The 24,941-nt window shown below is 47.2% G+C and carries 22 protein-coding genes; 12 read left to right on the top strand and 10 right to left on the bottom strand.

The features are described from left to right. Window positions 1–100: 100 nt before the first annotated feature. Complete coding sequence (locus tag FJ444_RS17295; protein WP_140960400.1) at window positions 101–1,249, top strand: hypothetical protein; 1,149 nt, start codon at window positions 101–103, stop codon at window positions 1,247–1,249. Window positions 1,250–1,302: 53 nt separating this feature from the next. Here FJ444_RS17295 and FJ444_RS21825 read toward each other — a convergent pair whose 3' ends face one another. After that, the gene (locus FJ444_RS21825; RefSeq protein ID WP_370298070.1) at window positions 1,303–2,130 is read right to left on the bottom strand and encodes an alpha/beta hydrolase family protein; all 828 of its coding nucleotides are present in this window, start codon (window positions 2,128–2,130) and stop codon (window positions 1,303–1,305) included. An 894-nt stretch (window positions 2,131–3,024) separates the two neighbouring features. Here FJ444_RS21825 and FJ444_RS21820 point away from each other — a divergent pair. Continuing rightward, a complete protein-coding gene (locus FJ444_RS21820) occupies window positions 3,025–3,120 on the top strand; it encodes a hypothetical protein (RefSeq protein WP_181405203.1) in 96 nt (31 codons plus the stop codon). A gap of 131 nt (window positions 3,121–3,251) precedes the next feature. Here FJ444_RS21820 and FJ444_RS17285 read toward each other — a convergent pair whose 3' ends face one another. Both FJ444_RS17285 and FJ444_RS17280 read right to left on the bottom strand, forming a co-directional pair. Then, on the bottom strand, window positions 3,252–4,157 hold the full coding sequence (locus FJ444_RS17285) for a hypothetical protein (RefSeq protein ID WP_140960396.1): 906 nt from the start codon (window positions 4,155–4,157) through the stop codon (window positions 3,252–3,254). Window positions 4,158–4,291: 134 nt separating this feature from the next. Further along, window positions 4,292–5,185 (bottom strand): LysR family transcriptional regulator, encoded by an 894-nt coding sequence (locus FJ444_RS17280; RefSeq protein ID WP_140960394.1) that lies wholly within the window; start codon window positions 5,183–5,185, stop codon window positions 4,292–4,294. 104 nt (window positions 5,186–5,289) lie between these two features. Between FJ444_RS17280 and FJ444_RS17275 the strand changes: the two genes are divergently transcribed. The 3 genes from FJ444_RS17275 to FJ444_RS17265 are packed head-to-tail and all read left to right on the top strand — an operon-like array spanning window position 5,290 to window position 9,453. Beyond that, window positions 5,290–6,990 carry an ABC transporter ATP-binding protein gene (locus FJ444_RS17275; RefSeq protein WP_140960457.1) on the top strand — a complete coding sequence of 567 codons (1,701 nt, stop codon included), beginning with the start codon at window positions 5,290–5,292 and terminating at the stop codon, window positions 6,988–6,990. After that, window positions 6,983–8,017 (top strand): HlyD family secretion protein, encoded by a 1,035-nt coding sequence (locus FJ444_RS17270; RefSeq protein WP_140960392.1) that lies wholly within the window; start codon window positions 6,983–6,985, stop codon window positions 8,015–8,017. The genes FJ444_RS17275 and FJ444_RS17270 overlap by 8 nt, the downstream gene beginning before the upstream one ends. Continuing rightward, on the top strand, window positions 8,014–9,453 hold the full coding sequence (locus tag FJ444_RS17265; protein ID WP_140960390.1) for a TolC family protein: 1,440 nt from the start codon (window positions 8,014–8,016) through the stop codon (window positions 9,451–9,453). Before FJ444_RS17270 ends, FJ444_RS17265 begins: the two co-directional genes overlap by 4 nt. A 79-nt stretch (window positions 9,454–9,532) precedes the next feature. Here FJ444_RS17265 and FJ444_RS17260 read toward each other — a convergent pair whose 3' ends face one another. From FJ444_RS17260 to FJ444_RS17250, 3 genes are read right to left on the bottom strand one after another with little or no spacing between them, the layout of a single operon-like run. Beyond that, window positions 9,533–11,548: a DUF3488 and transglutaminase-like domain-containing protein gene (locus tag FJ444_RS17260; protein WP_140960388.1), complete on the bottom strand. Its 2,016-nt coding sequence runs from the start codon at window positions 11,546–11,548 to the stop codon at window positions 9,533–9,535. Continuing rightward, window positions 11,535–12,524 (bottom strand): DUF58 domain-containing protein, encoded by a 990-nt coding sequence (locus FJ444_RS17255; protein WP_140960386.1) that lies wholly within the window; start codon window positions 12,522–12,524, stop codon window positions 11,535–11,537. The genes FJ444_RS17260 and FJ444_RS17255 overlap by 14 nt, the downstream gene beginning before the upstream one ends. A 2-nt stretch (window positions 12,525–12,526) precedes the next feature. Next, window positions 12,527–13,450: a MoxR family ATPase gene (locus FJ444_RS17250; protein ID WP_140960385.1), complete on the bottom strand. Its 924-nt coding sequence runs from the start codon at window positions 13,448–13,450 to the stop codon at window positions 12,527–12,529. Between the two features lie 429 nt (window positions 13,451–13,879). Between FJ444_RS17250 and FJ444_RS17245 the strand changes: the two genes are divergently transcribed. The 7 genes from FJ444_RS17245 to FJ444_RS17215 all read left to right on the top strand — a co-directional run bounded on the left by FJ444_RS17245 (window position 13,880) and on the right by FJ444_RS17215 (window position 22,533). Further along, complete coding sequence (locus FJ444_RS17245) at window positions 13,880–14,530, top strand: SeqA protein (protein ID WP_140960383.1); 651 nt, start codon at window positions 13,880–13,882, stop codon at window positions 14,528–14,530. Window positions 14,531–14,558: 28 nt separating this feature from the next. After that, window positions 14,559–16,211: a phosphoglucomutase (alpha-D-glucose-1,6-bisphosphate-dependent) gene (pgm, locus tag FJ444_RS17240; RefSeq protein ID WP_140960381.1), complete on the top strand. Its 1,653-nt coding sequence runs from the start codon at window positions 14,559–14,561 to the stop codon at window positions 16,209–16,211. Window positions 16,212–16,413: 202 nt separating this feature from the next. Next, window positions 16,414–18,894, top strand: coding sequence for a glycogen/starch/alpha-glucan phosphorylase (locus tag FJ444_RS17235; RefSeq protein WP_140960379.1), 2,481 nt, complete (start codon window positions 16,414–16,416; stop codon window positions 18,892–18,894). A 431-nt stretch (window positions 18,895–19,325) separates the two neighbouring features. Next, window positions 19,326–20,639 (top strand): bifunctional diguanylate cyclase/phosphodiesterase, encoded by a 1,314-nt coding sequence (locus FJ444_RS17230; protein ID WP_140960377.1) that lies wholly within the window; start codon window positions 19,326–19,328, stop codon window positions 20,637–20,639. A 127-nt stretch (window positions 20,640–20,766) separates the two neighbouring features. Continuing rightward, a complete protein-coding gene (gene astE, locus FJ444_RS17225) occupies window positions 20,767–21,807 on the top strand; it encodes a succinylglutamate desuccinylase (RefSeq protein WP_140960375.1) in 1,041 nt (346 codons plus the stop codon). Then, a complete protein-coding gene (locus tag FJ444_RS17220) occupies window positions 21,800–22,210 on the top strand; it encodes an HIT domain-containing protein (protein ID WP_140960373.1) in 411 nt (136 codons plus the stop codon). Before astE ends, FJ444_RS17220 begins: the two co-directional genes overlap by 8 nt. A gap of 2 nt (window positions 22,211–22,212) precedes the next feature. After that, entirely contained in the window at window positions 22,213–22,533 is a 321-nt protein-coding gene (locus FJ444_RS17215) for a heavy metal-binding domain-containing protein (RefSeq protein ID WP_140960371.1), read from the top strand. A 38-nt stretch (window positions 22,534–22,571) separates the two neighbouring features. Here the strand turns inward: FJ444_RS17215 and FJ444_RS17210 are convergent, their stop codons facing one another. From FJ444_RS17210 to FJ444_RS17195, 4 genes are read right to left on the bottom strand one after another with little or no spacing between them, the layout of a single operon-like run. Continuing rightward, on the bottom strand, window positions 22,572–22,778 hold the full coding sequence (locus FJ444_RS17210) for a DUF2897 family protein (RefSeq protein WP_140960369.1): 207 nt from the start codon (window positions 22,776–22,778) through the stop codon (window positions 22,572–22,574). Continuing rightward, on the bottom strand, window positions 22,775–23,455 hold the full coding sequence (locus tag FJ444_RS17205) for a M15 family metallopeptidase (protein ID WP_255439282.1): 681 nt from the start codon (window positions 23,453–23,455) through the stop codon (window positions 22,775–22,777). Before FJ444_RS17205 ends, FJ444_RS17210 begins: the two co-directional genes overlap by 4 nt. Continuing rightward, the gene (gene dapE, locus FJ444_RS17200) at window positions 23,452–24,579 is read right to left on the bottom strand and encodes a succinyl-diaminopimelate desuccinylase (protein ID WP_140960367.1); all 1,128 of its coding nucleotides are present in this window, start codon (window positions 24,577–24,579) and stop codon (window positions 23,452–23,454) included. The genes FJ444_RS17205 and dapE overlap by 4 nt, the downstream gene beginning before the upstream one ends. Then, window positions 24,579–24,926 (bottom strand): ArsC family reductase, encoded by a 348-nt coding sequence (locus FJ444_RS17195; RefSeq protein WP_140960365.1) that lies wholly within the window; start codon window positions 24,924–24,926, stop codon window positions 24,579–24,581. Before FJ444_RS17195 ends, dapE begins: the two co-directional genes overlap by 1 nt. Window positions 24,927–24,941 lie beyond the last annotated feature (15 nt).

Below are 24,941 nucleotides of genomic sequence, written 5' to 3'. Positions count from 1 at the left end.
ACACGATATCCTGAATTTAAAGGCGTACTCAGTTTTTTAAACTCATCAACACCTTATCATGGTCCTATTAAAATAAACTCTGGAGTAAAAAGGAACTCGGATGACTGAATGTCAATCACCAAAAATGCTAGTGATTGTGTCCGAAGATTTTGGCGAATTGGGGCACGCTACGTATTTTTTGACATTGTATCAGGAATGGGATGTGAAAGTGGCAATTCCACAAAATCGAATGGACATTGCCGACCATCTGGACCCTAAACAGAAGGTTTGCTACCGCACATTCCAGGATTGCGAGCAGATATTGGAAGAGCATAAGCCTGTTGTTGTTGTGTTATTCTCTGGTTATTTGCTTTACACCCACGAACCCTACAGTTTCATTAAATACACGGCATTTCTCACCAGATTAAAGTCGAATGGCGTACAGGTTTTGACCAGTGATCCTCTGCTGGGCATTGATATAAAATTACTGTCGGGCAATTTTGCTATTAGCAGTGGGCAGCGCCGCAGCATAGTTCAGTTAACCAAAAGCTACATCAAGTCGATTTATCTTGCTGGCCGACTTCAGGTATTAAGACGCCATTTCGCAAATGACACCCACATTTACCCGGTACCAGTAACCGATCGCATTAATGTGAAGCAGCCTGTTTATTATCGCTCAAATTGTTTTTTTGAGGCGATTGCGCAGCAGCCTTGTAATGAAAAGCATCTGGTGTTTGTTATTGCTGAAATCGACTATTACCGATTACTGACTAATCATCCCTCATTTGTGTCTGAGTTTGTTAAAACAGTGAACACACTGGCAGAGCAGGGCTATGTGGTGCAAATTGTAGGCACATCAGCGTTAAAGGCGGAGCTATGTTCTCATATGCTGCATTCACAAATTCAGTGCTATGGCACACTGTCATTCAGTCAGTATAACCATATGCTGGACACTTGCGAATGTGCCTTTTTTTGGAATTATTTTTCGTTTTCAGTTTATCGGCGAATTTTAACCGCCAAACCGGTGATTTTTCTTGATGAAGGGCACATGCTCTCTATGTTTCCAGACCTTAAAAAGCTGGGCACAAACTTATTGTTTAATCACCAATGTCCACCCGTGATTGCGTTCACATTGCTGTTAGATCCAGTGATTTTTAAACAGCTTAAGGACGATAGCGTGTACCTGTCTCAACAAATCAGGGAATACTATCATTCGCAGCCAACCGATAACTTTACGGCATTATCGCAACACGCCCTAGTAGTTAAATAACATCCGTGTGGTGTATTCAGTTTGATCCGACACTGTTAATTGTGTATCACCCACTATTCTGCCATTTGCGTCTTTACCTCGTTGGGTTGGTGATTGAGATGCTCAGCCAAAAATGGCATCACCCAATCATACATAATCTTTACCTCACCGGTTGTGTCGAAAGAATGTTCTGCGCCGCGCATAATCTTAAGTTCGTGAGGTTTATTGTAAAATGAGAGCATTCGGGATAATCGCCAACTGTGCTCAATATCCACAATCGAGTCTTTGGTACCATGGATCAACAACACAGGACGCTCAACTTTGTCGGCATTGTAAACGGGTGAATAGGCCATCAGTTCGGTCATTTGCGATGCAGGGTCGCCAATCATTTCTTTCAGTATTTGTGTGAGCGTTTCGTTGTTCTGAACTGAACGCTTGTTAAAAAGCAGGGGTAAATCGGTAACGCCAGCAAACGACACTGCGCATTTGTATTTATCGGGATGCTGGATAACACCCATAATGGATGAATAGCCGCCATAACTGGCACCGAATAGACACATCCGGTTTGCATTTAAAACAGGGTATTTTTTCAGTACATCCTCAACCGCCGCATTGATATCACGTTCTATTGCTCGACCCCATTGTTGCATTCCACTTTCTTCAAAGTTTCGCCCGTATCCACCTGAACCGCGGTAGTTCACGCGTAAAACGGCATAGCCGTTGTATGCCAGCCACTCCACGTCACTGCTGAAAAAGGGCGCATCATAAATGCCAATTGGGCCACCGTGGGGCATAATCACCAGTGGTAGTGTTGCTGTTGTGTTCAAATCGGCATTGGCTGGGAATGAGATAAACGATTCCACGTTTAAATCGCCGGTAGTGGGAGTTTGCAGTACTTTCATTGTAGACAGCTGTACATGGTCCAGCCATGGATACAAGTCTACCAATGGGCTGCAATCTGTTCCCTGTTGTTTGCAATGCATAATTACGCCAGGCTCAGACTGACCGAATTTTACAACCAGCATGGAGGCGAAATCCGGAGAGGTATCGTACACTGCATAAGTAAACGCCGGCGCATGCTGCTTCACATTGGCCAGCACAGCATTGGCTTCATCATTCAGAAAGTAATAATCCAACCGCCCTTTGTCTATGAAGGTAACTGCCAGTGGTTTTTCACCGTTGGCGTCCATAACGATGCCATTAACGTCGCGGTTAGGGTGTTCATAAAGCACTTCATTTACAGTGGCTGTTTCTAAATCAAACACTACCGCAGCGCGACGGTCGCGTTCAAAATCGGTAATTACCCAAATATGACGTTTTATTGGATCTACACCGTACACATTGAAATAGGTATCGGCATTGCCCGTCCAGATAAGCTCCATTTTATTGGAACGCTTACTTTTGCGGCCCCACAGATGGGGCAGGTTGTCTTCATAGCTCATTCCTACCTGCAAGAGGCTGTTTTGATCGGTTATCCACTCAATTATTTTGCCACTGTTGCTGTTTAACTTTTGGTTTTTGTTAAAGCGATAGGGCGTTTCGGAAAACAGCGGTACTTTGTGTACGTCTGCATACACATGACCATCATCATTCCACCGATACTGACCGAAATAAATGTTTTCCGGCGACATCGGCAACCTGTCTACAATGTATCCCTGATTATCGATATAGTCTTTTCTAACCACCTTAATGTCATGTTCCTGAATCAGCAGGTCAAAAAAGTGGGAGCCAATTTTTCCGCTGCCATTATTGCGTGTCTGGATCGCTAAAATCGAATCGGATATCCAACTCACGGTGTGAATTTTATGCCAGTTATTTACACCGTAAATTTTGCTGAATGGTACATGTTCATTGCCTACAAACACATCGCCAAATTTCTCGTAGGCAATTAAGTTGCCACTGGGATTAAGTTTGGCCGTTTCAACGGCGGGTCTGAGATGAAAGTCCTTTACGTCCAGTGTATCGTCTGCTTGTGTGGCTAGCGCCGTAAAGAGAGCAAAAAGTAATATCAGGGTCTGCGCTTTCATTCGGCTGACTCCTTGCCGTAGCGTTTGGTGTAATAGAAATTTAAAAATGGATCGTCGGGAGCAAGGGCGTTGTACCAGGCCAGGCGTTTAAGTAAATAAGGATATTGTTGTTCCAGGGATTGCAGCACAATTGCTGGGCGGTCGAGTAAATCAGCACCCGCTTTGTCTCCCAAGCGATCAAATTCAAATACGCCGGTAAAATTCAAGTACCCAGGGTTTACTTCAAAATTTAACTCCCTGTCGGCAAAATCAAAATAGGTATAAACGGGCGCTGTGCCATTAGATGACCAGCCCAGTTTTACCCGGTCCCAGATATATTTGCCCTGTTTTAATTTCATTAATTCGAAATGCTGGCTGTGAAACAAAGGACCAATCCGGATTAAACCACCCAAAAATCGCTCACTTTTCAGTGTGATTTGTGGTGCTACTCCATGGGAATAAGCGGCAATGGCGGCAAGCCCTTCGTCAGGCTCAAGAGATTCCAGTACTACGCGCTTTTCAAGACTGACAATAATCTCGTCAGTTATCTTCTCGAATTTCTCTGCATTGGCCTCAGCTATACTCTCAAGTGAGTTATCTTCACAAAACTTCTGCCATTTTTCAGACTGATAAGCAGTGCTGAACGTATTAGGGCGCTCTTCTACATAAAAATTGTACTGGCGGGTGTAGTCATGGTGGGCCTGCCATACATCTACCAACATTTCAAAACTAACAGTGGGATCTGCCTGAACGACAAGATAGTCTTCTTTCACCGACTGTAAATTTGACTTGTAGTCGTTAAGGATGGACTCGATTTCATTGATATAGTCTGCACTGACACTGGCAGACATTTCCATGCAGGATTCCGCTTGTGCAGCAGGATATGCAAGGCAGAGTAGCAGGCAAAAGGCGGCTTTTTTCATTCAGGGCTTCTCTTGTTGTTATAAATACAACACGAAGCGCACAGCTAAAACTGCCTAACTTAACATTCCATGTCGTTTAACGATTATTTAACGCTTTTGACTTATTTTCAAGAGCCTGTGTAGACAGCGTTTCATCACACCAGCAGCGCTCTTGCATCGTTCAATACCGCTTTAACAATTCCATGCTGTGCCTGGCTCTTACCGGTGAGGGCATAAAAGCGTTCTTTTATTTCAGGTACTTCACCACACTTTATTACCTGGTATTGTTGCTCTACATGTTCTGCTATTGCTGACGGCGCGCAGAAAACACCAAAACCTTCGCTACCAAATAATTTCAGTAAAGCGCTGTCGTCGAACTCGGCTACGACATGGGGAAAGATGTGCTGGCTTTCGAACCAGGTTGTCAGGCCCAGAGTGATGCCTGATTTGATTCCCGGAAGCAATAAATTTCGATTATCAAGACAAGCTGGGAATCCGGATCCTTTGGCTATATCGGGGTCGGAAGAGAAAAAGGCCAGATGAGACTCCCCTAAAAAATAACTGTTGGCGCTCACCTGGGTACCCGGCGCAATGCCGCGATCGGCAATAACCAAATCGATGTGGTTGACTGCCAGCTCGCTCAGCAACGTATCAAAGCTGCCTTCTCTGAACTGAAATTTTATGTGTGGATATTCACGCATGGTATTGGCAAAAAAATCATAAGCCAGTACCTTGGGAATAGCATCAGTGATCCCTATGGCAAACGATTGCTGGCTTGCTTCGTGATCGTTGCGAATGATGTCGGTAAGCAAATTGCCTCGATGGAATATTTCACTTGCATGTTCAAACACTGCTTTGCCTTTGCTGTTTAGATACAAGCGCTTATTGATGCGGTCGAACAACTGGCAGCCAATTTGTGATTCAAAGGTAGTTAGCTGCCCGCTTACCGTTTGCGGCGTTACATGCAAAAGTTTGGCAGCGTTTACAATATTGCCTTCTCTTGCAACCAGATAAAAATAATAGAGGTGACGAAAGTTAAGATTATACATAACGTAGAATTATTCGATGAACAAGTAAGGAAATATCAGTTTTTATCTTACTTGTTGTTTAGGTAAAGTAGCAACTCATTGTGATATGGAGTGAAATCATTCAAATGGAAAAATCCATTGATTTACGAGCAATAAAGCAGCACCTGGTCGCGTTACTCAAACCTGAACTTGGCTTTTTCAATGTTGCCATAGCCTACGGTGTTGCAATCAGCTTTCTTACACTTGCGGTGCCCATTGCAGTTCAGACGCTGATAAACAGTATTGCCAATATCGGCTCAGTACGGGCGGTGGTTATCTTGTCTTTGGTATTGCTGTTTACGTTAGTGATTTCTGGCTTGCTAAGTGCGATGCGAATGCGGGTGATGGAGCATTACGAGCGAAAAGTATATGTGCGGTTAATGTCACAACTTGCAGCCAAAACTATGATGGCTCCACAGAGTTTCTTTGATGGTCAGCGCAACACCACTATTACGCAGCGTTACTTCGATATTATGACGTTTCAGAAAAACGTGCCGTCGCTCATGGTAGACGGTTTTGCGCTGGTTCTTCAACTGGTGGTGGGTTTCACACTGGTGTCGTTTTACCATCCCTTTTTGCTGATGTTTAACCTGCTGATCATACTTATGATGTATGCGATCTGGAAATTATGGGGTAACCAGGCCAAGCGCACCGCGGTTAAATTATCACAGTCGAAGTATGATTCGGCAAAATGGTTGAACGATATGGCCAGTGCCCATGAATTTTTTAAGTCAGCTGATCATTTGGATTATGCGGGTCGCAATACCGAGCACTACATTGCATCCTATGTTAAAAAGCACAAAGCACACTTTCACTTTACCTTTAGGCAAGCCGTTACCTTTCTGCTGCTGTACGCTGTAGCCAGCGCCTCGCTACTGGGTATAGGCGGGTATCTGGTGGTAATCGGACAGCTCTCAATTGGTCAGTTGGTTGCGGCTGAGTTAATTATGTCTGCGGTGTTTTTCGGGCTGTCGCGCTTTTCACAGTACCTGAAACTCTACTACGAGCTGTACGGAGCGTCTGAGAAAATTGGTGGCGCCTTGTCTATTCCTCAGGAGGCTTTGCACGAGGAAGAGGGAAGCCTAGTTCCTAACGGTTCTAAACTGGAATTCAAGCGTGTAACCATGCGGCATCAGCAAGATGCCTGCTATATTGATTTTACCGTACAGGCCGGCAAAAAGTACTTCATTACAACGCGGAAAAGCTGGGTACAGAAACAGCTAGGTAGTTTTTTAAAGCGTTTTGATAAACCCATTCGGGGCGATATTACGCTGGGCGAGCACAATTTGTTTGATTATGACAAATACGAATTACGTCAGGCAGTTTATGCACTGGATCGCTCGTTGATTGTTGAGTGCACCATTGAACAATTTTTAAAATTATCAGCGCCCGGTGTTACCTTTGCAAAAATCAGCGAAGCGCTTGAGATGGTTGAACTTACAGCTGTTATTGACGCGCTTCCCGATAAACTTGGTACGCGGATAGCGAATTTGGGTACACCGTTACAGCCGTTAGAGTTTTTGTTACTAAAACTGGCTGCTGCGATATTATCCGGCCCTCAGGTACTGCTGATTAATCAGCACTTCGACGCCATTCCCAACGAGCTGAAGGCCCGCCTACTACGGCGAATTTACAGCATGAACTGGACGGTGTTGTATTTCACTAATACACCAGTAGAAGGGGAGTTTGACGGTATCTTAAATCTCCACGACACATTGGAAATTACCAGTGCTTCACCGGCTAAACAAGTGAGCCAAGACGACAACGCGGAGAACGATCATGAATAGTACAGAACGTTTTCTTCAGAATATTGTGTCGGAATCCGAGCAGTCGATACCCCGTACTCACAAGGTAGTAACAGGACTGATAATGGGGGCGCTGATTATTGCCGGTGCTGTGTTGTGGTTTACCCCCTGGATCCAAACCGCTTTTGGTCAGGGCAGTGTGGATTCCATGGAACCTAATGGCAGAATGCAAGCCATATCAGCACTGGTGGATGGCCAAATTAAAACCTGGCATGTGCGCGAGGGCATGCAGGTAAAAGCGGGCGATCCTATAGTAACGCTTACTGACGTGGATACCCAACGAGTTGATAAACTGCAATCTCAGCTCGCGGCAACCAGGCAGCGCCATGAAGCCGATCTTACAGCGGTAGAAAATGCGCAAAAGAATCTGGCCAGACAAAAGACCTTACTTCAGCAGGGGCTGGTGTCTCAGCGCGATGTTGAATCAGCTCAAATTCAGCTTGAATCACTTCGCGCCAAGGCCGCGAGTTCGCTGGCCGATATCAATTCCGTAAGCATGGTGTTGTCCCGGCAGGACACCCTGACTAAAGTCGCGCCGGTAGATGGTACCATTGTGCGTTTGTTTGCGGGTGGCACCGCCACCTTTGTTAAAGCTGGCGATGTGTTGGGGCACTTTATTCCGGATGGCGTAAACCGGTACGTTAAAATTACGGTAAGCGGGTTAGATGCGCCCTTGGTTAAACCGGGTGCCAAAGCCCGTATTCAGTTTGAAGGCTGGCCTGTGATCCAGTTCAGCGGCTGGCCGGATACAGCGGTAGGCACCTTTGGCGGTGAGGTTGAATACGTTGAACCGGTCGCCAATCAAATGGGCGCATTCCAGGTATGGATAAAACCCGATCCCAATGACATCGATTGGCCAAATGCTAACGTAGTGCGATTAGGGAGCAGGGTGCGTGCCTGGGTGTTATTGGAGGAGGTCAGATTGGGATATGAGCTATGGCGACAGTTGAATAACTTCCCGCCCCAGCAAACGCAATCGTCCACCACCGAACAGGGGGCCGCTAAATGACCGTGCGTTACTTTGGTGTGCGCTTGGGTATGGGCGCGCTGGCGCTCCTGTTCTGTGGCAACGTTGCTGGGCAAACATCCACCATCGAAGGTTCGGTTGCGCGAGTGCCCAGTGTACCGGAATTTATTCAAACCATTACGCAGTCACACCCTTATTGGCGTTTGATAGAACAGAAAGGCGTGAAATATGACGCATCGCTAACCATGGCTGAGAGTGAGTTCGACATTAAGCTGGAACAGGATGTCAACATGCGGTTATCAGGCTATTACAATGGTAATCAGGTGTCACAGCGGGCAGTTAAACCGCTTGAAGGTATGAACGCCAAATTGTTTACCGAATACCGGGTTGCTGGTGGCAATTTCCCGGTGTATGAACAGCAACTGGATACACTGTCTGGCGGTGAGGCAAGTATTGGTGTGGCATTATCGTTGCTTCGAAACCGCGACACGGATTCAAGGCGCACGGCGGTAACCAACGCACGGGTGGCGATAGCGCAATGGCAGGCAGAAGCTTCGCTCATGCGCAACGACTTTATTTTTAAAGGGCTTAGCCAGTACCTGAAATGGTATGAAAGCACCCTGAAAATTGCCACCGTAAATGATTTGATAGATACACTCAGAATCCGCCGAGACGGCTTACAAGCGCGGGTAGACAATGGCGATTTACCTGCAGTTACGCTCACAGAGTTCGATGCAAGTATTCTGGAACAGCAGCTTGCGCTGGCGACACTGGAGCAATCCCGTCAGGTGGCAGTGCAAAGCCTGGCATTTTTCTGGCAGTCCAAGGGGGGGGCCTCGCCATTTTCGGCAACCTCTGCTGGTTTGCAGAACATCGATATCCACTGGCCATATGCACTGTCGTTGCCTTCTGTGCAGCAATTACGTGTTGCGCTGCGTCAGCATCCAGTGTTGCAAGTACGCGCTGCCGATGTGGAATCGCTTATCAACGAGCAGCGACTGGCAAAAAATCAGTTGCTGCCCACACTCGACATGAAGGCGGCGGTTGCGCAGGATTTTGGCAGTGGTCCGGCGAATCTGGACGATACCGAAACCAAGGTCGCGTTGCAGTTCTCTTATCCGTTGGGCAACCGCAAAGCAAAAGCCAAGCTATCTAAAGCGGAAGCCGATTTAGCCGCCAGCCAACTGGAACTCACCTTGGCCGAACAGCAGCTAAGACAAGAGTTTGAGCAAGCCGTTGTGCAGTGGGAACAGGCTCAACGGGTGGCCGAGTTACAGCAACAAAATGCCAAGGTGAAGGAAGAGCTGTCGTGGCTGGAACAGCAAAGGTTTGAGAAGGGGGCCAGCGATTTGTTTAAGCTGAATGCAAGGGCTTCACAGGTAATGAATGCCCGCCTCAAAAATGTTGAAGCTGCAATCAGTGCAATGTATGCCGAGTTAAGTGTGCATTGGGTGGCGGCCCAGCTAGCAAGTAAATAAACCCGGTTTTCTTTAGCTAAACCAGAGGAGCGTCTGCTCCTCTGTTATCTGCTTCGGGTTTATTGTCATAGCTACTGGGCTATCGCCGAATTTGTTTGATAAACGCCCGGCAATTGCGCACAAAGTCCTTTGATTCATGTGAAGCTGTGTCGCGTTGATACTCAAGCTGAATAAACTGCTTACTCAGGCTAATAAAGCTTGCCGAGTCGACCTCTGAGAGATGCGCTTGAACCTGAACAGCAAACGCCTGAGGGCCTTGATTGACACGCTCTATACCAGTGCAGCCTGACACTGCCGAAACTGCCTTTCTATACCAGAATTTAACCGGCGCTATGCGCTGTTTGCGCCAGTGGGGTATAAAGTACAACGCTAGTAGCAGGCTGATGAGCCCCATGATGGCCAGTACCAGATACATGATTTTTTCACCGGTAACATTGCCCAACAATAATGCCAATAAATTTTGCTGGCGCTGGGCATCAAAACCCAGCACCCAGCGGCTCCATTGGTAATCCAATAAACTGTAGAATGTTTGTAACTCAGCCAGAAATGGTAATTGCTTTAAGCGGGCTAACTGGTTGTTTGCCAGAAAAGCGTCTTCTTCCACCGCTTGTTGAATGCCAAACTGGATACGATCGGGTGCAATGATGGCAGTAGGGTCCAGTCGCACCCAGCCTCGTTGGCCTATCCATGCTTCAACCCAGGCATGGGCGTCGTACTGATACACGCTCAGTACACCCGGTTGGAGTATTTCGCCGCCGTGGTAACCGGCAACCATTCTTGCAGGAATGTCCATTAAACGCAGCGCATAAGCCATTGCACTGGCATAGTGGGAACAAAAGCCCTGCTGGTGGGTAAACAGAAAATCATCCACCGGCTGGTCTGGCATAGCGGGTGGCGTGAGCGTGTAGGTAAATCCCTGGCTAACAAAGAAGTTTAATACTGCCTGAATGCGTGCTTCCGGCGTGTTATTTTGCTCTGCGATGCTTTTTGCCCAAGCCTGGGTGCGCGGGTTCAATGCGTCTATTTCGGGTTGCTGCAGGTTTAACCTGTGATCCAAAGATTCCAGTGTTTGACTCATATCGGCATTAGGATAAGAGCGCAAACGGTATGCCCGTCTGGTAGATAGCGGTGATTCACTGAGAATCTGGTAATCCGCGCCGCGCCAGATCATTTGATCGCTGGCATGGTCAGCCGGTACGGCTATATCGATTCCGTAAAGCCAGTGCTTGTTGGTTGGCTGGGCAATCACTTCGTATTGCCACCAACTGCCGCTGAGTTTAGGTGCAAACTCATAATTGAGTAATCGGTATTGCTGACGAGCCTGCTTGCGAAGTGGGCTCACCGACCATTGCTTGCCGTCAAAATACTCTAGTGTAATAGCCCGCCAGTAGCGTTCATGAGGTTCTGGCACCGGACCCTCAAACGTAGCGCGAAAAACCAGATCGGACGATTTCGTGAGCGACGCAATATCGCCTGGTGACACCGTATCCGATAGCCCGGTTTCGGTGCTTTTGGCTACCGGCATTTTCCATAAAGGCGGGAGCTTGGGGATAATCAGGAACAGTAATATTGCAATAGGTAAAGCCTGCAAGCCCATGGTTACCACCCGCCTTACATGCCAAAGCACAGACTGGGATGGCGTAAAGTAACGGGCCAGTGCAACTAATAACGCAATGGTTAACACACCATAAAACAACGTCATAACAAAGGATTGGTGAAAGGTAAATCCCATCCCTATTACAAATAACGTGGTGCAAAACAGGTGAAATAGATCCCTGGGAGCATTCAGCAGCATGAGCTTGAGTGCCCCTGCCAGTATTAACAGGTTCACCATGGTGAGCAATAAGCCAATAGAGAAGCTGAACCACACCAGACAAATACAACACAACAGACCCAGTAAGTTTACGGTACGGCTACTCGGCACAGGTTGATACCAGCCAACATACATAACAATACGCATAACCGTTGCACAGATAGCAATTAATAACACCCAAAACAGCAAAGGTTCAAACAGGCTGATACTCAAAACACAAAATACACCGGCCATCAACAGGCTGGCGGTTTGGTTTCGTATTGGCTTATCAATTGGTTGCATAAGGGGTAACCGTTGTGCGGTAACGAGCAAGTTGCATCAGGCACTGGATTTTGTGTAATTCACCACTGCCAGGCCCAATGGTTTGATTATCCAGCTTTAAGCCAAATGTTTGCTGCTGGCGGGTGAGTCGGTTGACCTGATAACTCAGCAGGCCCAGTGCTTTCTCCAATGGTTCATGTTGATATAATGCCAGGCTCAACCAGCCACTTTCCTGTTGCGATTGGGTAAAGGTTTTAGTGGCCAGCTCGCCACCTTTGGCGGCTTGCTTCCAGGCAATCCGATGCATCGGATCACCGTGCTGGAATTGCCGCAGGCTTTCAAACTCATCAATGCCAGGTGTCGGCCCACTGGTGTCTCCTTGTGCAGTATCATTGCTGTCTAATCGCAATGACGATGGAATAGGGGCAGGGAACACCACCAGTTGTTGGTTAAAGTCCAGGTGCGTCCAGCAGCGAAACAACCCCAGCGGGTAGGTAGATTGAATGGTGATTCTGGGCACGGTAAACACGCCTCGGTTTGAGGTAGGTAACAAGAGTTTGAGTTGTTTTTCCCGATCTGCCCTTCGATTAACTGCAGTCAGCGACGTGCCGCGTACTGTCATTTGCAAGCCGCCGTGGAACGGCAACTGCGCATGTTTGTCTTCAAGTTGCATAACAAGCAGCGCGTGTTCACCTGCCACAACGGGAGAAATGGGATTAAGTGCTAACGTGGTGGCCGTGAAATTACGGTAGCTAATAAACAGATGGAGTAAAAATACAGACAGCAAAAACTGACACAGCAACAGCATCAGGTTGTTCTGATAATTTGTGCCTAATAAAAATAAACTAACGCAGGTAAGCAGGTATCCCATGCCAAAACGGGTGGGAAAAATAAACACATTTTTCAAATGCAGGGTATAGCGATTACTGGCCGGGATCCGACGGCGTAACCAGCGTTCATGAACTTGATGAAAATGCGCAGACAACCTGGCAAACACGATTAAGCCGCCAGTGGGTCGGTGAGATCCAAAATACGCTGGCTAAGCAAGCCGTCTTCCCGGTAATCGGTTTGGCTACCGCGCAATCTGTGCTCTGCAATCGCAGTAAATACTGCCTGAATGTCTTCGGGCAACACGAAATCACGATTGTGAAGAAAAGCCCAGGCCTGGGCGCCTCTTAACAGCGCTTTACTGGCTCTTGGCGAAAGGGGAAAGGGAAATTCGCTATTGTCCCGGCTTAGCTGAACCAATCGCAGCAAATAGTCCAGTATGGGCTCGCTGGCATGTACCTGCTCAACATTGCGTTGCCAGTTGGTTAACAGTGCCGGACTGATCGTTTCGGTTAAAGCCGGCTTTACCGGTTGACTATGAGTTTGCTGTCTGAGCATGGCTTTTTCTGCCTCAGTATCCGGATAACCCAGGCTGATACGCATCAGAAAACGGTCTAATTGAGACTCCGGCAACGGGTAAGTGCCGGCCTGATATGACGGGTTTTGAGTGGCGATCACAAAAAACGGTACTGGCAATGGGTGCGTGGTTCCATCAATGCTTACCTGTTTTTCTTCCATTGCTTCTAATAAGGCGCTTTGTGTTTTCGGGCTGGCGCGATTGATTTCGTCTGCCAGCACTACTTCACTGAACACAGGTCCTGCATGAAATTCAAAACTGTGCTGCTGAGAATTATAAATGTTCACGCCAAGCATATCCGCAGGTAATAGATCCGAGGTAAACTGAATGCGCGAAAATCCCAGTCCAAATACGTTCGCTAAGGCGTGAGATAGTGTGGTTTTGCCCATGCCCGGCAAATCCTCAATCAATATATGTCCGTTGGCCAGCAAACAGGTAACGGCAAGCTTTATCTGATGTGGCTTGCCCAGAATATGTTGATTGAGTGTTGCGATTGCCTGAGAGAGTGCTGTGTGCATTGGCCATTCCGGGTTGGTTTATTATTCAATACGCTCTGTGTACTTGCCGGTTTAGTATACCGGCAAAAATAGTCGTAAACGTAATCAGACTAATACGTAAGTATAGGCACTGCCTGCATTTTGTCATGCCTGTTGTTATGTCTTGGCGCGCTAATACCAATTCGCATAGATGTTTACCCACTCAGCAGCCCCCTGAGGGTGAACTACCAGGCTTTTTAGCTAGGCTTGGTTGCGCAGGTTTGGTGGTTCCAAATCAAGCAAGCGTAACAACGCTAAAAAGCCTGCCAGTTTGCCCTCAGGGATCACTCTGAGAGGGCAAACATCTATGCGAATTGGTATAAAATGCTATGGGATGAAAAGATGTACTGATAAAGGGCTGTGATCCTTTTCGGGGTCGATTATAATGTGCGCCAAAAGAAGGAAGTCATAATGAAAACAATAGAAATAGATGATGATTTGTATGCCTTTATTGCGGGTCAAACCAAGCATATTGGCGAAAGCGCGTCGCAAATTCTGCGCCGTTTATTAATTGGCGACGAGATAGTTGCCGCAGACGGGAATGTCGTTGCGCCAGTTGAGTCTGATTTAGCCGATGCTACTCAACCTAATGCTGAAACTGCACCAACGCCGGTTGCCGTCAAGAAAGCCCCTGCAAAATCCACCAAAGCTAAAGTTGTTACTGAGATACCTGCCGTTGTTAACGTTGTAACTGCAACGCCTGCAAATGCAGATGATGACGCACTGCTCAAGTTAGTTAATCCAACAACATTGAAACAGTTCGATAAGCGTGTAGATCAGTTTCTGTATATTCTGCAACAGGCGTTTGTATTACAGCCCGTCGAATTTGCACAGGTTGAGTCTATAAAAGGTAAAAACCGCAAGTACTTTGCCACCAGTAAAGAAGAGTTACTGGCAACTGGCAGCAGCACCAATCCAAAAGCGATCCCAGAAAGCGGTTATTGGGTAGTTACCAACAATAACACTGCTAAAAAGCTGGCCATGTTGTCGCAGGTTTTGCAGATCCTGGGATATAGCGATAAGGTAGTGGCATCCATTACTGAGGCATTTTCTGAGCAGTAATTCATTTAAACGTTAAAAGGATAATTTCATGGCGTTACACCCCGAGGCAGGCAAGGCCGCAGCAGAAGAGCAATTAATTAATGTGGCACTGCTGGTTAGTCAGTATTTCAGTTACCAACCCGACCCGAGTGACCCTGCCCAAGCAGTGAGTTTTGGTACTTCAGGTCACCGTGGTACAGCAGCAAATACGACCTTTACCGATATGCACATTGCTGCCATTTGTCAGGCGCTGGCGGAATACCGCGAGCATCAGCAAATTACCGGGCCGTTGTTTATTGGTAAAGACACGCATGCGTTGTCTGAGCCTGCCATGATAACGGCGATTGAAGTGCTCAGCGCCAATAATGTAAAGGTAGTGATTCAGCGTGCCGACAATTCGTCGAAGGGCTATACACCCACGCCAGTTATTTCGCGAACGATTATTCGTTACAACCGCGGTCGCACAGACGCTTTTGCCGACGGTATTGTGATTACCCCGTCACACAACCCGCCTTCTGATGGTGGATTTAAATATAATCCGCCTCATGGCGGTCCGGCAGATAGCGATGTAACCAAAATAATTCAGCTGCGAGCGAACGCGTTAATTGCTGCTGGCAATAAAAACGTTAAACGGCTTGATTTAAAAACCGCCATGGCATCTGAGTTCGTAAGTGAAGACGATTTTATGATGGATTATATTGCCGACTTAGAAAAAGTCGTCGATATGAAAGCCATTGCAAAAGCCGGTCTCAAATTAGGTACTGATCCGTTGGGCGGGGCAGGTGTAGGCTACTGGCAGCATATCGCCGCGCACTATGGTCTGGATATCACAGTCGTAAATCCTAAAGTGGATCCGCAGTTTGGTTTTATGCGTCGCGACAAAGACGGCAAATTGCGTATGGATTGTTCTTCTGCCTATGCCATGGCTGGATTAATCGAACTAAAAGATAAGTTTGATCTCGCCTGGGGTAATGATCCCGATTTCGACCGCCATGGCATTGTATGTCCGAGCGGTGGCCTGATGAATCCCAATCATTACCTGGCAGTTGCTATCAACTACCTTTATCAGCATCGTCCGGAATGGCCAGCTTCGTTAAAAGTAGGTAAGACACTGGTATCGAGCAGCATGATCGACCGCGTGGTAAAAAGCATGGGCCGTGATCTGGCAGAAATGCCGGTGGGCTTTAAGTGGTTTGTACAGGGGCTGTCTGACAGTGAACTGGGTTTTGCCGGCGAAGAAAGTGCTGGTGGGATTTTCCTGCAGCGCAACGGTGAAACTTGGGCAACCGATAAAGACGGCTTTATTATGTGTTTGCTGGCTGCTGAAATTCTGGCGGTTACCGGTAAAGACCCGGGTGAGCACTACAACGCGCTTACCGCGAAGTTTGGTGCGCCTTGTTACCAACGTGTCGATGTGGCGGCCAGCCTGGAAGAGAAAGACAAATTGTCAGCAATGGATGCCAGTGTGGTGACCAGTGAATCGCTGGCTGGTGAAGCGATTACCAATGTGCAAACCCATGCGCCAGGCAACAATGCTGCCATCGGTGGGGTGAAAGTGTCTACTGAAAACGGTTGGTTTGCAGCACGTCCATCGGGCACAGAGCAAATATACAAAATATATGCTGAGAGCTTTAATGGTGAAAGTCACTTACAGGATTTGATAAAAGAAGCAGAACAGCTCGTTGCTAAAATCATTAAATAACAGCTGATTTTTATGTCGGCGTTATTCATTATTGTTAAATAAATGTAAAAATCCAGTCAAGCGATTAAAGTTTGTACTGGATTTTTTGTTTTTTAACAAAAAAATTACAAAAAAAGTTTTTTAGTGCTGCTATATTCGCTCTATGAGTTGTAAGTTAATTACATTAAGTGTTTAAACTTTGACCGATAGAGTGAGATCACCCATGAGCGGCAAAAAAGCAAATCCTGAACCAGAAATCATCATTAATAAAAGCGCGTTTAAAGCGTCGGTGGTAAAACACCTGCATTGCACCCTTGGCACTGACGAAAATAAAGCCAACAGCCACGCTTGGTGGAAAGCCACTTGTGCGGCCATGCAAGAACAAGTGCTGGAAGGGCTGCGTAAAACCCAGAAAACCCATTATTTAAACGATACCCGTGCGGTTCACTATTTTTCGGCCGAGTTCCTTATGGGACGTCTGCTCTCCAATAACCTGCAAAACTTTGGCTTATTTGATGTGGCGAATGACGCATTAAATGAACTGGGTGTCAGTTTGAGTGATGTATTGGAAGAAGAGCCAGACATGGCGCTGGGTAATGGTGGCTTGGGTCGACTGGCAGCATGCTTTATCGATTCACTGGCAACCATGGATCTGCCTGCAATAGGCTACGGCATTCATTATGAGCACGGCTTATTCCGTCAGGAAATCCAGGGCGGTGCGCAAATTGAGCGTCCGGACAGCTGGCGCGATTACGGCAACCCATGGGAAATTTGCCGTCCTGAATCCATTCAGGAAGTTTCTCTGTATGGTTATGTGGAAACCAAATACGGTGAAAATGGCCGTATTCAAAAAGAATGGCACCCTGGGCACATTGTGAAAGGGGTACCGTGGGATATCCCGGTAGTGGGTTACGGCGGTAAAAACGTAAACGTGCTCCGCTTATGGCAGAGTAAATCGTCGGGGTATTTTAACTGGGACGTATTTAATGCTGGTGGTTATGTAGACGCGCAGGTTGAAAACGTTCAGGCCGAAACCATTTCAAAAGTGTTGTACCCGAATGACGAAACCGAAGCCGGTAAAGAATTGCGTTTGATCCAGCAATACTTCTTCTGTGCCTGCTCGTTAAAAGACATTATTCGTCGTTACAAACGCGCCCATGGTGATGACTGGAGCCGTTTCACTGATCAGGTTGTTATTCAGCTAAACGACACTCACCCGGCTATCGCAATCCCTGAGCTGATGCGTATTCTGGTTGACCGTGCCGAACTGGATTGGGACAGCGCCTGGGCAATTTGTACCAAGGTATTTGCCTACACCAACCACACGTTGCTGCCTGAAGCGCTGGAAAGATGGCCGGCCCGAATGATTGAAAAAATCCTGCCGCGCCATTTGGAAATCATTTACGAAATCAACCACCGCTTTATGAAAGAGGTGGATAAGAAGTGGCCTGGCAATAACGAAGTGAAAGCCAAGCTGTCGATCATTGAAGAAGGCAACGAAAAGATGGTCCGTATGGGTAACCTGTCGGTAATTGGCTCGTTTGCGGTAAATGGTGTTGCGGAAATTCACTCTAAACTGGTTAAACAAAACCTGTTCCCGGAATTTGACGCACTGTGGCCAGGAAAACTGACCAACGTCACAAACGGGATCACGCCACGTCGCTGGTTAAAAGCCTGTAATCCAGCCCTGTCTAAACTGATTGATAAGAAAGTTGGGGCAGACTGGCCATTAGACTTAAAGCAACTGGAAGGGCTGGCAAAATTTGCCGATAACAAAGCGTTCCAGAAGCAATTCATGCAGGTGAAGCAGCAAAATAAAGAAGTGTTAGCCGCAGAGATCAAGCGCTCTCTGGATTTGGATGTTGATACTAATGCTATTTTTGACGTGCAGATTAAGCGTTTGCACGAGTACAAGCGTCAGCATTTAGCGTTGTTACACATTATGGCGCTGTATCGTCGTTTACTGGAAAACCCGGATTACGACATGCACCCGCGCGTTTTTATATTCGGTGCGAAAGCAGCGCCTGGTTATAAGCTGGCGAAAGATATTATTTTCGCTATCAATAAAGTGGCCGATAAGATCAACAATGATCCGCGTGTAAACAAGAAACTGAAAGTGGCGTTCCTGCCTAACTACCGCGTAAGTTTAGCCGAGAAAATGATTCCGGCAGCGGATGTGTCTGAGCAAATCAGCACCGCGGGTAAAGAAGCGTCGGGCACCGGTAACATGAAACTGGCGCTCAATGGTGCCATTACCATTGGTACGCTGGATGGTGCAAACATTGAAATCGCCGAAGAAGTGGGCGAAGACAACATCTTTATTTTCGGTTTAACGGTAGATGAAGTGAATGCACTGAAAAAGTCGGGTTACAAACCTTACGACTACTACTATAAAAATGCCGAAATCAAAGCGGTACTGGATTGGATGGAAACCGATTACTTCACGCCAGGTAAACCAGGCGCATTGTCATCGATTAAACAAAGCTTGCTTGATCACGGCGACCCGTACCTGGTACTGGCAGATTACGAAGCTTACTCTGAAGCGCAGAAACGCGTTGACGAAGCATATCGCGACAAAGACCGTTGGGCGCGTATGGCTATCATCAATACCGCGAAGATGGGTAAGTTTACTTCTGACCGCTCGATCAACGATTATGTTGAAAGAATTTGGAAACTGCGCTCCTGCCCGGTAACCAAAGCCTGAGTTTTACAGAAATAACCAAGCCGTTATCGGGAAACCGATAGCGGCTTTTTTTATTTTTTTAGTATTCAGGTATGACCAGTTTGTATTTAAAGGTAGAATATCGCTTGCGCTTATTTTCCCGGTTTTCCCGTTTTCAGAATTACCACAGCCAGGTACAAAAGGAACTATTCACTCGGGCAATTCAGCGCTAAGCCTTATTGTTAACGGGGTGTAAACATTTTTGTGGTGTGAGTTTGTCAGTAAGATAAAGTCTCCTAAAGATCAATACGTTATACAATTTAGCCAATTGTTGAATACGCCTATCAAGGCACTAATACACGGGTATATATTTTAATACACAATAGTGCTTGCATAGACTTTAGTTCAGTGTTTCCATAGCCATTAATCAATAACGTACTGTTTATTCAGCTTTTTAAGGCCAAACGCGTTTTATGACCGTTTCTCATACAACATTAGCGACAATTCCAAACCGCTACGCATTCATCGACAAGATTGCGACGAGCGGCGAGCGCAATACTCAGCTATCGCTGATGCTGATTGATGTGGTGCGTTTCTCGGATGTCACTACGAGTTTTGGTATAGAAGTGGGCGATCAGTTTCTGTTAGAAATTGCCAATCGATTACAGCGTTTGTTCCATCATAACATTGAATTCGGCCGGATTAGCGGCGATGTATTTGGTGTGGTCCTGCCGGGTATTCACTCGCCGGTGGTATTGCAGCAGCAATTCGAATACCTTGTTGAACACTTTAAAACGCCCATGTATTACGATGGTCACGCGTTTATCGCTGATTTCAATGTGGGGGTAGTGAGTAAATCTCAGGGCGCTTTCGACCTGACCTTATTTGTATCCCGCGCCGAAGCAGCCCTGAAACAGGCAAAAGAAAACAAGTACGAAAACTTTTCGCTGCTCAGCATGCACGACAAAGCCGAAACCGGTCGCAGCCTTGCGTTGAAAGCAGATTTACAGCGTGCATTAGCCCGCAACGAACTCGAACTGTACTACCAGCCAAAAGTCGATCTGGCGACGCTCAGCATTGTGGGGGCGGAGTGTTTGTTGCGATGGAATCATCCCACCGATGGCTTACTGTTTCCCGGGCCGCTCATTGAAGCTGCCGAGTCGTACCACATGATGAATGAACTCGGTTACTGGACACTGGAGAGTGCCATTCGTGGCCTGGTAGGCTTTGAAGCGAATGGACTCGATATTACGCTGTCGGTCAACATTTCGCCCACGCAGCTCTACGATACCAAGTTAATACCAACACTAAAACGCCTTACTCATCGCTATGGCGTGAATATGAAGCAACTCGAGTTAGAATTAACCGAAGACATCGCTGTGTCTAACTCGTTAATGGTGAAAAAGCAGTTAGCAGAGCTTCGGCAGCTGGGCATTAAAGTCGCCGTAGATGATTTTGGCAAAGGGTATTCTAATCTGGCATATATTCGCGATTTAGAACTGAATACGCTTAAAATCGACAAGACCTTCGTAATGGAATTAACCGATAACTCGATTAACAAAGCCATCATTGAAGCCGCAAGAATTATCGGCGAGGCTAAGGGAAGTGAAGTGATCGCAGAAGGTGTAGAAACCATTGAACAACTACATCTGTTACGTGATATCGGAATTCGCTATGGGCAGGGGTATTTGTTTTCAAAGGCCATCCCGCATCAGGCTTTTATTGCACTGGCACAACAGGATATCATTGTAGGCGACTCGCCTTATCGCCAGATGAAAGCAGTATAAACGCTACTGGCTGTAAGCTTCTCGCTACAACTGAATTTAGCCTATTTCACAAAACTGCCGTGGCTACTTTTTTCGCGAAACCTGACGCGATACACTACTGTTTTTACTCCTTATTGCACGTAATCACATGACACCAGCGTTACTGGCTAATGGCCAATTTTTACACCTTTCCCGTTTTAACCCTGAATTACTGCCATGTGGGCAAACTATTGCGCTATCCAACGGTACTCAGCTACACATTGTTGTACCTGGCGTGGTGCAGATAACACCTGCGCAGCCTTCGCCAAGTGGGCTAAAGCACATCGTATATTCCTGCGGTATTCACGGTAATGAAACTGCGCCAATCGAAATATGTTCCGATATTCTCGACGATGTGATCACGGGAAACATTGTTGTTAAACACCGTGTGTTACTGATTTTCGGCAATCTGCCTTCAATGAATATTGCAAAGCGCTTTGTTGAGGAGAATATGAATCGCCTGTTCAGTGGTGAGCACGCTAAAGGCCCCTCTAATCCGGAAAAAGAACGGGCTGCCCATTTGGAACAGGTGGTGTCAGCGTTTTTTGCTGAAGCCGGCGATACCGACGAAAAGCTGCATTACGATTTACACACTGCGATCCGCGAATCCAAAAACGAGAAGTTTGTTGTGATGCCATTTTTAAATGATGGCCGTCATCACAGCGCGAAACAATTTGGCTTTTTACATGCTTGTGGCATCAATACGTATTTGTTGTCGTCGTCACCTACCACAACCTTCAGCTATTACTCCAGTGCCGCTCATAAGGCGAGGGGCTTTACTGTGGAGTTAGGGCAGGTTAAACCCTTTGGGCAGAACGACATGTCAAGGTTTGCCGATGCGCGTGACAGCCTAATCAAGCTGATTAGCGAAGACGATTTTGCGCCAATGGTATCACTCGACAAGCTGACACTGTATAAAGTGAATCAGGTTGTTAATCGTTACAAAGACGACTTTTCGCTGCATTTTGGTGATGACACACCGAATTTTACCGATTTTAAGGCAGGAACTTTGTTGGCCAGTGAGTCTGGTGCCCGCTACGAAGCCCAGCAGGACGGTGAAGCGATTGTGTTCCCGAATGCCAATGTGGCAATAGGCCAACGCGCATTGTTAACTGTTATACCCACGACACTGGAGACACTGGATGTTTAATCTCGATAGCAGACTGGCTGCTGATACCCTGGTAGTAGGGGATTTACCGTTATGCAGGGTATTGCTGATGAATGACAGTCAGTATCCATGGCTCATTCTGGTGCCGCGCGTGGCGGGTGCGGTTGAGCTGACCGATTTAACTGATGCTGATTATCAGACTTACAGCAACGAGAGCCGTTTGGTGGCAAAAGCCATACTGCAGGCTTATCCTGATGCTAAACTGAATATTGCCGCACTAGGCAATGTTGTGTCACAGTTACATATTCATCATGTCGCACGGTTCAATACTGACGTAGCCTGGCCAGGTCCTATTTGGGGAAAGTATCCGGTAAAACCGTATACTGCTGAGCAAGCTAACGTGTTAGTGAGCCAATTTCAAACGCTGTTATCGATTAAGGATTGATCATGATTTTAACTACTACGCCTGCAATTGAGGGTAAAACCATTAAGCAATATCACGGTATTGTGATTGGCGAAGCCATTATGGGCGCCAATATTTTTAAAGATCTGTTTGCATCTATTCGCGACATCGTGGGTGGGCGCGCCGGTGCTTACGAAGACGAATTAACCAAAGCGCGTCAGATTGCTTTTCGCGAATTGGAGCAGGAAGCCCGCAATATGGGCGCGAATGCCGTGGTGGGCATTGATCTGGACTACGAAGTACTGGGCGATAAAAACAGTATGCTGATGGTTAGTATCAGCGGTACGGCAGTCACTGCAGAATAGGCAACACTGCATCACAGACGCTAACAAGCGGCTGTGCTTCAGGACGTTTTTGATTTGTCGTTGTTGTCTTCGCTGGTTTTTGTGAATGCAGATGACGCAGAGTCATCTGTGTCGTCGTGCTCTTTTTCCGGCGCGCGGTAATTTGGTGGCAAGTTGAATTTGGTGCTGGATCGCAGCAACAGAATATTGCTCACAATCACTCCCAGTACCAGGGCAACAATGCCAATAATAAACCAGGTATTCATGCCTTCAGGCCTTCATTTAATACGTACCTTGGGTACAGTTCATCAAACAGGGTCAGTACTGTAGACTTACCCTGCATATCCGCATGTTCAATGCATCGCCGAAGCTGCTCAGGATTGCGTAGCGCTTCAAATTCTGCCGCTGTAGGTGCATAAGACAGATGCCATAACTCGGTGGCAACGCCGCCATTATTGCGCATAAACGGACGCATAAAACCATGCTCTGCCAGGTGATTTCCCATCCAGCAAGCCAACGCAAAGCAGGGGCCGCCATCACGGTATTCGGCATCCACCAAATCCAGCTTTCCGCCACACGCATCAACAGCGGATTTATCGAAAACGTCCAAATCGGTACCCCAGTGATGACGGCTACCACCGGGTAGGGCAGACCAGGTGAGTATGGCGTACACTTTTTGCTCGTCAGTCAGGGCTGCTACGTCAAGCCGCTGTTCGTTCTCGTCGAGCAATGGCAGCTCACCTGTCCATTTGCGATTCCAAATAGACAGCTGCCGTTGGAATCCACGGTAGCTGCTGACTATTTGTATATCTTGTCCGTCTATGGCCGCATGAGACTGCATGGCTGTAAAAGCCTTGGCCACATCAGGATGCAGTTGATGTCCGTTTCCAACATCAACCAAATAAGGATTGTGTAAGCCTAGCCATGCGTCGGAATGGATCACGTTAGCAGGTGCTCCATAATGCGGTAGTAAATGCGTTCCAGATGATACAGGTCCTGAATGCGCACGTGTTCGTCAATTTTGTGAATGGAGGCGTTTACCGGCCCCAACTCTACGACCTGGGCACCGGTAGGGGCAATAAAACGACCATCAGACGTACCGCCTGCGGTGGAAAGCTCTGTGTTAAAGTCCATTTCAGCCAATATGGCTTTTTGGGCTGCTTCAACCAGGTTGCCTTTATCGGTTAAAAACGGTTGCCCGTTAAAGGTCCATTTGATGTCGTAATCCAGCTTATGACGTGCAAGTACCTCTTCAACGCGTTTAATCAATTCGCGATCGGTCACTTCAGTAGAAAAACGGAAGTTAAAGCAAACATGCAGCTCACCGGGGATCACGTTACCTGCGCCCGTGCCAGCGTGAATGTTAGAGATCTGAAAACTGGTAGGTGGGAAAAAATCATTGCCGTTGTCCCAGTGTGCACTGGCTAGTTCCGCCAAGGCTGGTGAGGCATCGTGTACCGGGTTTTTAGCCAAATGGGGGTAGGCTACATGACCTTGTATGCCTTTTACGATTAAATCGCCGGTGAGAGAGCCGCGACGGCCATTTTTTACTACGTCACCCACCGTATTAGTACTGGACGGTTCGCCCACAATGCACCACTTAATTTTTTCGTTACGCGCTTCAAGGGTGTCTATTACGCGCGTAGTACCGTTTATAAACGGACCTTCTTCGTCACTGGTGATCAAAAAGGCAATACTGCCATGATGGTCCGGGTAGTCAGTAACAAACTGGCGGGTTGCGGTTAACATGGCGGCCAGACTGCCTTTCATGTCAGCAGCACCACGACCATATAACACACCTTCTTTCTCGGTTGCCGTAAACGGCGGTGTCTTCCAGGCTGATTCCGGACCGCTGGGTACCACATCGGTATGGCCGGCAAAACAGAACACCGGGCCATCCGTACCGCGACGGGACCACAGGTTGGTGGTGTCGTTAAACACCATAGTTTCGTTATTAAAGCCAAGCTCTGCCAGCCAGTCTTTCATCATGTCCTGACATCCCGCATCTTCAGGGGTGACCGAGCGACGGTTAATTAGGTCTTTAGTGACCGCTAGTACATCACGCATTACGCAAAAATCTCTTCATACTGTGGGGCTTTGAAGCCAACATGGAAATCTTGTTCAACTAACAATAAAGGACGTTTAATCATTGCCGGATGTGCGGTTAGCAGGGCCAGAGCCGTGTCGGCGGAGACAGACGCTTTTTGTTCTTCTGACAATTGTTTGTAGGTAGTACCGCGTTTGTTCAGCAAAGTTTCCCATCCCAGAGTGTTGAGGGCATGCTGCAACGTATCCTGAGGAACACCCTGTTTGCGGTAATCGTGAAATTCAAATTCCACGTTGTGATCAGCCAGCCAGGTTTTGGCCTTTTTAATCGTGTCACAATTTGGGATCCCGTACATTACTACATTCATGGAAGTGTCTCTTAC

The organism is Aestuariibacter sp. GS-14, assembly GCF_006494365.1.
Classification (GTDB): domain Bacteria; phylum Pseudomonadota; class Gammaproteobacteria; order Enterobacterales; family Alteromonadaceae; genus Alteromonas; species Alteromonas mangrovi.
This window is presented reverse-complemented; position numbering and strand designations above follow the sequence as displayed.